We start from the raw sequence: 9,468 nt of genomic DNA, 5'->3' as shown, positions 1-9,468 counted from the left end.
CGCCTCTTCCGCCTCTTCAGCCGCCGCACAATGCGGCCGCGCTTCCTGGTACGCGCTGCATTCCAGAACCGCCTCCGGCGAGCGCATGAACCCCGCCGCGCTGACTGCAGCGCACCGCAGCTTGCCGTTCGGCACGAAGCTCAGGGTCACCAACAAGAACAACGGCCGCAGCGTCGTCGTGCGCATCAACGATCGCGGCCCGTTCGTCCGGGGCCGCGTGCTCGACCTCTCCCGCGGCGCCGCCACCCAGCTCGGCTTCATCGGCTCGGGCCACACCGCAGTCTGCATGGCGCGCGTTTAACATGTCGATGTCCGGCAAGAGGGAGCCGGACATATTTTCTACACATTGCGGCAGCGCACAGTGAGCCGGCTCCGCCATACGTGACGAGTTTTCAACAGTTTGGACCAAAGCAGCATTCGTCACGCCAATTGACGTATTGCATCGCAACAATATCTTGTTAACCTCACTGCGAGACATTCAAGGCTCGGCGCTGCTCGTCGGCCCCTTGGTCGTCAGGCAGCAGCGGGGTTCTTGATGTTCTACCAGCTCTACGAACTGAACCATGCGGCGCTGCAGCCCGCCCGCCTTTACGCAGATGCGGTGCGGTTCTTCTATTCCAACCCGCTCAATCCGGTTTCGCATACGGCGCTCGGCCGCTCGGTCGCGGCAGCCGCGGAACTCTTCGAGCGCACGACGCGCCGCTACGGCAAGCCTGAATTCGGCCTCACCAAGGCGGTGGTCGACTGGAAGAGCGTCGACGTCGCCGAACGAACCGTGTGGTCGAAGCCGTTCTGCAACCTCGTCCGCTTCGAGCGCCAGCTTCCCGCGGACCGCAAGCCCGATCCGAAGCTACTGATCGTGGCGCCGATGTCCGGCCATTATGCGACGCTGCTGCGCGGCACGGTCGAGGCGATGCTTCCTCACGCCGACGTGCACATCACCGACTGGGTCGACGCCCGCATGGTGCCGCTGTCGCAGGGCAGCTTCGATCTCGACGACTATATCGACTATGTCATCGAGATGTTCCATGCGTTGGGTCCCGATACCCATGTGATGGCAGTCTGCCAGCCCTCGGTGCCGGTGCTGGCGGCGGTGGCGCTGATGGAAAAGCGCGGCGACCCCTTCGTGCCGTCAACCATGACGCTGATGGGCGGGCCGATCGATACCCGCCGCAATCCGACCGCGGTCAATCTGCTCGCCGGGGAAAAGGGCACCGACTGGTTTCGCGAGAACGTCATCATGCAGGCGCCCTGGCCGGTGCCCGGATTCGGCCGCGATGTCTATCCCGGCTTCCTGCAGCTTTCGGGCTTCATGAGCATGAATCTCGATCGCCACATCATCGCCCACAAGGACTTCTTCATGCACCTTGTGAAAAACGACGGCGACAGCGCCGAGAAGCACCGTGACTTCTATGACGAATATCTGGCGGTGATGGACCTGACGGCGGAGTTCTACCTGCAGACGGTCGATACGGTGTTCGTCCGCCACGCCTTGCCGAAGGGCGAGATGACGCATCGCGGCGAGGCCGTCGATCCCCGGGCGATCCGCAACGTCGCGCTGTTCACCGTCGAGGGCGAGAACGACGACATTTCCGGGCTCGGCCAGACCCAGGCCGCGCATGAGCTTTGCGTGAACATCCCGGCCGACCGGCAGGCCCACTACATGCAGCCGGCCGTCGGCCATTACGGCGTCTTCAACGGCTCGCGATTCCGGTCGGAGATCGTGCCGCGCATTCTGGACTTCATCTCCAGCTACGGCCGCCAGACCCGCCTGGCGGCGAAGCCGAAGCTGGTCCGTTCCGCCAAGAGCTGAGCGGGAAGCGGACGCGGCTCGGCGCCGCTCAAAGCGCGTGACCTTTCCGTGGAACCAATGTTCAGGGCTGACCGGCGTCCCGACGCCGCTGTTGCCAAACTGCCGCTATGCGGGCCTGGCGGGTAACCATGCCACCAAACTAGCCGTTGTCTTCAATTGACACGGACTGTAAATCCCCCTTAACGTTTCGTTAATAAACAAGGGCGGACCCCGGGGGACAATGACTTCCTCACCGATGGCGCGGATGCTGCGTTTGTGTGCAGTCGCAGGGCTGGCGATCTCGGCCCACTGGGCGGTTCCGGCATGGGCTGCTGGCGCCATGGCCACCGGCGGCCTGACCTCGCAGCCGATCGGACATTATGATTTCTGCAAGACGCATCCGAGCGAATGCAACATTCGCCCGGCCAATCTCGCGCCGGCCAAGCTGACCGATGCTCTGTGGCGCAAGCTGATCAACGTGACCGCCAAGGTCAACGCCGCCGTCAAGCCGATGAGCGATCTCGACAATTACGGCAAGGACGAGGTCTGGACCTATCCGGACAACGGCTTTGGCGACTGCGAGGACTATGTGCTGGAGAAGCGGCGCCAGCTCTACCGCATGGGCATCTCGCTTGCGGATCTCTTGATCACCGTAGTGCGCAAGCCCGACGGCGAAGGCCATTCCGTGCTGACGGTGCGCACCGACAGGGGTGACTACATCCTCGACAATTTGACCGACAAGGTCCAAGCCTGGGACGAGACCGGCTACCGTTATCTCAAGCGCCAGGCGATCGACAACACCGGCCGCTGGGTGTCGATCCGCGATGGCCAGCAGCTGCTGGTCGGCTCGGTGCAGTAGATCTCGGGACCTACCTTCTCAGCGCCGCACGAATCGACGCGCTGAGGCGGCGCAGCTCCGCCTCGTCCAGCTTCTCGATGCTCTCGGCCAGAAGATTGGCCAGTTCGGTCGCGGCCGGCGAGAGGCCCGACGTATCGATCCTGACCCGTGGATGCGAGGTTTCGGCGAGGCGGGCAAGGTCCTCGGCGTCGTCCCAGATGATGTTGAAATAGCCGATGATCTTCTGGATCAGCGTCCAGGTCGGCGCGCCGCGGCGGCCATGCTCGAGCGCCGACAGATAGGCGGCGCTGACGCCGATGGCCTGCGCCATCGCCTTCTGGCTGACGCCGCGCTCGGCGCGCAGCGCCCTCAGCCTTTCGCCGAACGGGGTCACAGTTGCGTCCTCATGGCCGGCATCCTCATGCGCGCGTCCGCCTGAGCCGCACATAGAGCGCGCCCGAGCCGCCATGGTTGCGGGCGGCGTGATCGTGGCTCGAGACCAGGTGCCGGAAAGCCGGGGTCGACAGCCAGTGCGGCACCGAGCGGCGCAGGATGCCGTCGCCGCCGGACGATGAGCCCTTGCCGGTGATGACCAGCACATAGCGGATGCCGCCGGCATGGGCGCGGTGCAGGAAGGTGAGGAGCAGCGAATAGGCCTCGTCCTGCGTCATGCCGTGCAGATCGACTCTGCCCTCGATCGGCAGCCGGCCTTTTTTCAGTTTCTCGTGCGTCTGGTCGTCAAGCGAATGCGCGACGTGCTGCGGCTTCGGCTTGGCGGCAGCGGTGGGAACGCCGTTGGCCGGCGTAGGCGCCGGCGCCGGCGTCGGCTCGACAATATCGGGAATCTCGACCGCGGCCTTGCCTTTGAGGGGCCGCGTCGTGCGCGCCACCAGGTTCCAGAGGATGCGATCGTCGTCGCTCAGCGTGTCGTGGCGGCGGTTCACGCGTGCCCCCTATCGAACAGCCCGCGCGGGACCAGCGCATAAAAGTCGGCGACGTTGCGCACGACGCCGGCGATCTCGCCCGCGGCATCGCCCGAGCCGGCGAAGAGATCGCCTCGCGCCGCTCCGGTGATGGCCGAGCCGGTGTCCTGCGCGATCATCAGCCGCCGGAACGGCTTTCCGCCGAAAGCGGTGAGCGTCGGCGCAACAATATAGAAGGGCGTGCCGAAGGTGTGCAGCAGCCGGTCGACGGCGACCGAGCGGCCGGGCGTCAGCGGCACCTTGGCGGCGGCAATGGGACCGAGCTCCGGGTCGTCGACCGGCGCCTCACGAAAGAAGATGTAGGAGCGGTTCTGCCAGAGGACGTCGTCGACCCGCTCAGGATGCGCCTTGAACCAGGCGCGGATCGACTGCATCGTCACTTTTTCCAGCGGGATTTCGCCGGTCTCGCTCAAGATCCTGCCCGGCCCGGTGAAGCGCTGGCCGGATTTTGCGGCATAGGTGACGCGGCAGAGCCGACCATCGGCCATCTTCAGCCGCGCCGCTCCCTGCACATGGATGAAGAAGGCATCGACCTTGTCGGCGAGCCAGGCAATCTCGAGGTTCCGCCCGGACAGCGCGCCGCGCTCGATGGCGCCGCGATCGAAATATTCGACCGGACCTGTCGTCGTCGCGCGCGCGAAGGCGAGATAGAGATCCATCCCGAGGGGACGATTTTTATCGTCGATGTCGACCAGATCGGCGGGACGGGAGAGCAGCGGCACCGTGAACCGCTCCGTCCTCACCGGCGAGGCCTCGACCTCCGGCTCGTAGAAGCCGGTGACGAGGCCGGCGCCGCCGCTTTCGGCCGCCACCAAAGCGGGAGCGAAATGGCGCTCGAAGAAGGACCGCGCCTCCGACCGATTCGCCGGCGAAACGGAACGCGCCTCAGTGTAGGCCTCGGCGAAAGCGGCGAACGCGACGCCGAGCGAGCCTGTTCGATAGGGCTTGGTCAGGACGTGGCAAGCCGAACGTTTGAACGCCGCGAAGGCGGCGAGGTGATTATCCTCGTCCCAGCCGGGCAGGTCGCCGAAGGATTTTTCCTTGAATGCCGAAGACAGCGACATGACAGCCGCCACTAGAGCCGGATGATTTCAGGCCGGATCGACCTGAAATCTGAATCCGGCTCCATATTAAAGAGATGGAGCATGATGGCGTCCGAAAACCGCTCCACACTTTTCGGCATCATGCTCTAGGTCAATCTTCTTCTTCCGTGGCGACCAGCTTCCAGTTCGGATCGCGCGATCGGGTATCGCGGAAGAAGGTCCAGACGTCCTTGACCTCGGCGACTTTTTCCGGATCGCCGTCGATGACGGCGCCGACCTTGTCGCGGGTCGCCGAGATCAGCTCGCTGACGATGCGCAGCGTGATATGCGCCTCGGTGCCCTTCATCTCGGCGGCGACGACATCGACCTTGTCGATGCCGACGAAGGAAGACTGGATCTTTTCCGCTTTCGCCTCGCGCTCGCCGATCGCGGCGACGAAGCTGTCATAGACCTCGCGCGACAACAGGCTCTTCAACGTTTTGCGGTCGCCGTCGGCAAAGGCCATGACGATCATCTCATAGGCCATCTTGGCGCCGTCGATAAAGGTCTTCGGATCAAAGGACGGATCGTTGTCCTTGATCGCGCGCAGGCCTTTGTTGAGATCGCTGTCCGGCTTGGCGAAAGCGTCGATCGCGGCATAGGTCTCCGCCGCCGGTTCCCCCGGCATGCGCTTGCGCGGCAGCGACACCACATTCTCGGACTTCTGCGCCGCGTCCTGCTCGCGCGTGCGGCTTGCCGAATAAGGATCGAAGGGCGGGCGTTCGTTTCCGGTGCGACGGCCCAGCACGTTGCGAAGCTGGAAGAAGATCACAACCGCCGCAATCAAAAAGAAAATCGTGCCGAAGTCGAAGAAACCCATATCTTCCGCCAATTCGATCCCTGTCCAGGCCGGACCACCAGAGCCCCTAGAATGGCGGCGGTCGCATAGCGTTCATTACCCAAAGCATATAGAACGGCGGGCGCAATCATTCAAATCAAAGCCAGCCATACCTATCTAAAGGTCCCAGTGCCAGCGGCGATTTCCCGCGAGGCCCGCAAAAGAAGAAAGCGACCGGTCTCAATTTGCGCATTTCGTTCATTCCCCTGTTCCTGCTCCTGCTGCCGCTTCTGGAGATCGCCGGCTTCGTCATCGTCGGCCGTGAAGTCGGCGCTTTGGCGACGATCGGGCTCGTCATCCTCTCCACCATTGCCGGCAGCCTCCTGCTTCGGCACCAGGGATTCGGCGTGATGGCGCGGGTGCGGACGGAAATGGATGCCGGGCGCGATCCAAGCCGCCAACTCGCGCATGGCGCGATGATCGTGCTGGCGGCACTCCTGCTCATCATTCCGGGCTTCATCACCGACATTGTCGCCATCCTGCTGCTCCTGCCGCCGATGCGCGATCTTGCCTGGCGCCTGCTCAAGAACCGCATCGTGATGGCGACCAGCTTCAGCAGCGGCTTTTCGGCCCGCCGCCGCGACAGGGTCATCGATCTCGATGACAGCGACTTTTCGCGCCAGGACGACTACAAGCGCGGGCCGGATCACAATTCCCCTTGGCGGCGGCTGAAAGACGACTAGCTCTCTTCAGGGTCCGCTCGAATAGCTGTCTCATGCGCGCCGTCGCCCCGAAACGGCTGCGCAGTTTCAGGCGGCGCGCAAAACTTGTCTTGTCCTGCCGAGCATGATAGCGAACCCCCGATTTCAATCCGGTCAGCAATGCTGCCCAGGCAAAAGGACAAAGGCTAATGGCCAGCAATGATGATGCCGCGGCAGCCGCCGCCAATGGCAACGGCAAACAGGAACAGCCCTCGCTCAACGTGCTTGCGCAATATGTGAAGGACCTGTCCTTCGAAAGCCCCGGCGCGCCGAATTCGCTGCGCGGCCGCGACAAGGCCCCGGGCATCGCCATCAATGTCAACGTCAACGCCAATCCGCTTTCGGACAAGCAGTTCGACGTCAATCTCACATTGAATGCCAAGGCCTCCTTCGACCAGGAAGTGCTGTTCAACGTCGAACTGGTCTATGGCGGCGTCTTCGCCATCAGCGGCTTCCCGCAGGAGCACATGCTGCCGATCCTGTTCATCGAATGCCCGCGGCTGCTCTTCCCCTTCGCCCGCCAGATCATCGCGGACGCCACCCGCAACGGCGGCTTCCCGCCGCTGATGCTCGACCCGATCGATTTCGCGCAGATGTTCCAGCAGCGCATCGCCGAGGACCAGGCCGCCAGCAAGGTCCAGGTGAGCTGAGGCGGCGGGCCACCCATCGTATCGGGAGCCCGGCTTCGCGCCGGGCTTTTGTTGGGGCGTCTGAAATTAGCGACGGCATTCGTTAGGTCGTCATTCTGGGGCGGAGCAAGGAGCGGAGCGACGCGCGCAGACCCCAGAATCCATGCCTGACTCTAAGGCGTTGCGGCGGTTACAGAATTTTGCGCCGTTGCACTCTGCGCAAGGGTCACGGCATGGATACTCGGGTCAAGCCCGAGTATGACGAGGGATGGGCGGTTCGGCTAATCGCGTCGGTTGCCGCCGGGAGCGCCCCGGCTCAACCCGCAGACGCCACCTTCAGCCATAGCGCCTTTTCGCCGAGCGTGCCGACAAGCCCGGCATGCGCCGCCCGATCCGCCTCGGTGAGGCGCGGCGGCAGCGCGATCGGCCTCGCGCCGATCGAGATGTCGATATCGGCGACTTCGCCGCTACCGTTCATCTGCACGGCCACGGTTTCCAGGACCAGCGCCGCCTGTTTGCCGCCGATGAGCTCGATATAGACCTCGGCCAGCAATTCGGAGTCGAGAAGGGCGCCGTGCTTGGTGCGGCGGGTGTTGTCGATGCCGTAGCGGCGGCAAAGCGCGTCCAGCGAGTTCGGACCCATCGGATGCTTGCGGCGCGCGATCGCCAGCGTGTCGACGATGCGGCCGGGATCGATGGCCGGATGACCGAGTCGGCTGTATTCGAGGTTGAGGAAGCCAAGGTCGAACATGGCGTTGTGGGCGATCAGCTTGGCGCCGTCGGTGAAGGCCAGCCATTCCTCGGCGATTTCGGCGAAGGTCGGCTTGCCGGCCAGATCGGCCGCGCTGATGCCGTGCACGGCCTGCGCCTCGGCGTGAATGGCGCGGCCTTGCGGATTGATGAACTTGTGGAAGGTGCGGCCGGTCGGGAAACGGTTGACCAGCTCGACGCCGCCGAGCTCGATGATGCGGTCGTCGCGCAAATCGAGGCCGGTGGTTTCGGTATCGAAGATGATCTCACGCATTCGAATCAATCCGCTCTAAAGAGCAGAATCACAAACCGGAACAAAATGGCAATGGGGACTGCTGACAGCGGCCGTCAGGAAGCGTTTTTGCCGGACTTATCCCCGGTCAATTCGCTGACGATGGCTGCCACCGCCGCACGTGCGGCATCAAAACCCTGGCCGGTGTCGACGATGAAATCCGCCTGACGGCGTTTCTCGGCGTCAGGCACCTGCTTGGCGAGGATGGAAGCGAATTTATCTTCGCTCATCCCGGGCCTGGCGAGCACGCGGGCGCGCTGGATCTCGGCCGGCGCGGTGACGACCACGACCTTGTCGACGCGATTGCGGCCGCCGGTCTCGAACAGCAGCGGAATGTCGAGCACCGCAATCGGCGCCCCGGCCGCACGATGCCGAGCCAAAAATGCATCGGCGTCGGCCCGTACCAGCGGATGGATGATCGCCTCCAGCTTTTTCAGCGCGGCGGGATCGCCCAGCACTGTCTCGGCCAGCCTTGCGCGATCGACCACGCCCGCTTTTGTCGTGCCGGGAAAGGCTCGTTCGACCAGGGGTGCTGCCTTGCCGGCATAGAGGCGATGCACGGTCTCGTCGGAATCATGCACCGGAACGCCGGCCTCGGCGAACATCTTTGCCGTGGTCGACTTGCCCATGCCGATCGATCCGGTGAGGCCGAGCACGATCATGTCAATGCGCTTCGATGTCGGCGACGATCATGCGCCGCAATTGCGGCGTCACCTCAGGCCGCTTGCCGAACCAGCGCTCGAAGCCGGGCACGGCCTGGTGCAGCAGCATGCCGAGGCCATCGACCGTCTTCAGGCCGCGCGCCCTGGCGGCAGCAAGCAGCGGCGTCTCCAGCGGCACATAGACGATGTCGGTGACGATGGCGTGGCCGGGCAGACCGGCCGGATCGGCGGCGAGGGTCTCGTTGCCATGCATGCCGAGCGCGGTGGTGTTAACGAGCAGGCCGGCGTCGGAAAGCAATTCGCCGACCGCGCCGGCGCCATGCGCCGAAACCCCGGCGCCGAACCGGTCGGCGAGTTCCTCAGCCCTTGCCAGCGTACGGTTGACGATGCGGATGTCGTTGAGACCCCGGTCCTTCAGCGCGTGGATGACGGCGCGGGAGGCACCGCCCGCACCCAGCACCACGGCCGGACCATTCGCCGCCCAGCCGGGGGCATGTTTATCGAGATTGCCGGCAAAGCCGAGAGCGTCGGTATTGCCGCCCCACAGCACGCCGTCTTCCAGCCACAGCGTGTTGACCGCGCCGATGGCTTCGGCGGCCTCGTCGCGGCGTTCGACCAAGGCGAAGGCTGCTTCCTTGTGCGGGATGGTGACATTGCCGCCGCGATAGCCATTCTCGTCCAGCGATTTCAGGAATGCCGCGAAATCCTCCGGCCGAACGTCGATAGCCTGGTAGCTGCCGTCGATGCCGTATTCCTCCAGCCAGTGGCGGTGGATCTTGGGCGAGCGCGAATGCGCGATCGGGTGGCCGGTGACGAAGGCCCGCTTCTCAACCATCGATCGCTCCCAATGCGCGCAGCTCCTTCAGCACCGGCAACAGCGGCAGGCCGACGATGGTGAAAT

General features: G+C 64.2%; 12 protein-coding genes and 1 pseudogene. 5 read left to right on the top strand and 8 right to left on the bottom strand.

Annotated features, from left to right (window positions below):
* The 3 genes from EOA75_RS22660 to EOA75_RS22650 all read left to right on the top strand — a co-directional run.
* Positions 1-301: septal ring lytic transglycosylase RlpA family protein (locus EOA75_RS22660; RefSeq protein ID WP_164747499.1), on the top strand; the 301-nt coding region annotated here is incomplete at its 5' end.
* A gap of 234 nt (positions 302-535) precedes the next feature.
* A complete protein-coding gene (locus EOA75_RS22655; protein WP_127325209.1) occupies positions 536-1,813 on the top strand; it encodes a polyhydroxyalkanoate depolymerase in 1,278 nt (425 codons plus the stop codon).
* Between the two features lie 220 nt (positions 1,814-2,033).
* On the top strand, positions 2,034-2,651 hold the full coding sequence (locus EOA75_RS22650; RefSeq protein WP_127325208.1) for a transglutaminase-like cysteine peptidase: 618 nt from the start codon (positions 2,034-2,036) through the stop codon (positions 2,649-2,651).
* A 10-nt stretch (positions 2,652-2,661) separates the two neighbouring features.
* On the opposite strand, the gene EOA75_RS22645 is transcribed toward EOA75_RS22650, so the two are convergent.
* The 4 genes from EOA75_RS22645 to EOA75_RS22630 all read right to left on the bottom strand — a co-directional run bounded on the left by EOA75_RS22645 (position 2,662) and on the right by EOA75_RS22630 (position 5,515).
* Entirely contained in the window at positions 2,662-3,024 is a 363-nt protein-coding gene (locus tag EOA75_RS22645) for a helix-turn-helix transcriptional regulator (RefSeq protein ID WP_066991880.1), read from the bottom strand.
* Between the two features lie 25 nt (positions 3,025-3,049).
* Positions 3,050-3,574, bottom strand: a complete 525-nt coding sequence (locus EOA75_RS22640) for a Smr/MutS family protein (protein ID WP_067323498.1) — start codon at positions 3,572-3,574, stop codon at positions 3,050-3,052.
* Positions 3,571-4,677, bottom strand: a complete 1,107-nt coding sequence (locus EOA75_RS22635) for a murein transglycosylase A (RefSeq protein ID WP_127325207.1) — start codon at positions 4,675-4,677, stop codon at positions 3,571-3,573. Before EOA75_RS22635 ends, EOA75_RS22640 begins: the two co-directional genes overlap by 4 nt.
* Before the next feature lie 130 nt (positions 4,678-4,807).
* Positions 4,808-5,515: a Tim44/TimA family putative adaptor protein gene (locus EOA75_RS22630; protein ID WP_127241234.1), complete on the bottom strand. Its 708-nt coding sequence runs from the start codon at positions 5,513-5,515 to the stop codon at positions 4,808-4,810.
* A gap of 203 nt (positions 5,516-5,718) precedes the next feature.
* On the opposite strand from EOA75_RS22630, the gene EOA75_RS22625 reads away from it, so the two are divergent.
* Both EOA75_RS22625 and secB read left to right on the top strand, forming a co-directional pair.
* Positions 5,719-6,216: an FxsA family protein gene (locus tag EOA75_RS22625; RefSeq protein ID WP_127325206.1), complete on the top strand. Its 498-nt coding sequence runs from the start codon at positions 5,719-5,721 to the stop codon at positions 6,214-6,216.
* 167 nt (positions 6,217-6,383) lie between these two features.
* A complete protein-coding gene (gene secB, locus EOA75_RS22620; protein ID WP_067323500.1) occupies positions 6,384-6,884 on the top strand; it encodes a protein-export chaperone SecB in 501 nt (166 codons plus the stop codon).
* 295 nt (positions 6,885-7,179) lie between these two features.
* Here the strand turns inward: secB and dnaQ are convergent, their stop codons facing one another.
* From dnaQ to EOA75_RS35800, 4 genes and pseudogenes are all read right to left on the bottom strand, one after another.
* Positions 7,180-7,887, bottom strand: coding sequence for a DNA polymerase III subunit epsilon (gene dnaQ, locus EOA75_RS22615; RefSeq protein WP_066991475.1), 708 nt, complete (start codon positions 7,885-7,887; stop codon positions 7,180-7,182).
* Positions 7,888-7,961: 74 nt separating this feature from the next.
* Entirely contained in the window at positions 7,962-8,567 is a 606-nt protein-coding gene (gene coaE, locus EOA75_RS22610; protein ID WP_127217282.1) for a dephospho-CoA kinase, read from the bottom strand.
* A gap of 1 nt (position 8,568) precedes the next feature.
* Positions 8,569-9,402, bottom strand: coding sequence for a shikimate dehydrogenase (locus EOA75_RS22605; protein ID WP_127325205.1), 834 nt, complete (start codon positions 9,400-9,402; stop codon positions 8,569-8,571).
* Positions 9,395-9,468, bottom strand: a pseudogene (locus EOA75_RS35800) (septum formation inhibitor Maf); the annotation flags it as partial. The gene EOA75_RS22605 and the pseudogene EOA75_RS35800, both read right to left, overlap by 8 nt.

Source organism: Mesorhizobium sp. M1A.F.Ca.IN.022.07.1.1 (assembly GCF_003997575.1).
GTDB lineage: Bacteria > Pseudomonadota > Alphaproteobacteria > Rhizobiales > Rhizobiaceae > Mesorhizobium.
Note: the sequence above shows the minus strand (reverse complement) of the source record. Positions and strands in the feature narration are given on the sequence as shown.

Excerpts from the sequence above, each read along its gene's own strand:
- EOA75_RS22635 (WP_127325207.1), bottom strand. The coding sequence starts at position 4,677 with ATGTCGCTGTCTTCGGCATTCAAGGAAAAATCCTTCGGCGACCTGCCC.
- EOA75_RS22630 (WP_127241234.1), bottom strand. The coding sequence starts at position 5,515 with ATGGGTTTCTTCGACTTCGGCACGATTTTCTTTTTGATTGCGGCGGTT.
- secB (WP_067323500.1), top strand. The coding sequence starts at position 6,384 with ATGGCCAGCAATGATGATGCCGCGGCAGCCGCCGCCAATGGCAACGGC.
- EOA75_RS22650 (WP_127325208.1), top strand. The coding sequence starts at position 2,034 with ATGACTTCCTCACCGATGGCGCGGATGCTGCGTTTGTGTGCAGTCGCA.
- coaE (WP_127217282.1), bottom strand. The coding sequence starts at position 8,567 with ATGATCGTGCTCGGCCTCACCGGATCGATCGGCATGGGCAAGTCGACC.
- EOA75_RS22605 (WP_127325205.1), bottom strand. The coding sequence starts at position 9,402 with ATGGTTGAGAAGCGGGCCTTCGTCACCGGCCACCCGATCGCGCATTCG.
- EOA75_RS22655 (WP_127325209.1), top strand. The coding sequence starts at position 536 with ATGTTCTACCAGCTCTACGAACTGAACCATGCGGCGCTGCAGCCCGCC.
- dnaQ (WP_066991475.1), bottom strand. The coding sequence starts at position 7,887 with ATGCGTGAGATCATCTTCGATACCGAAACCACCGGCCTCGATTTGCGC.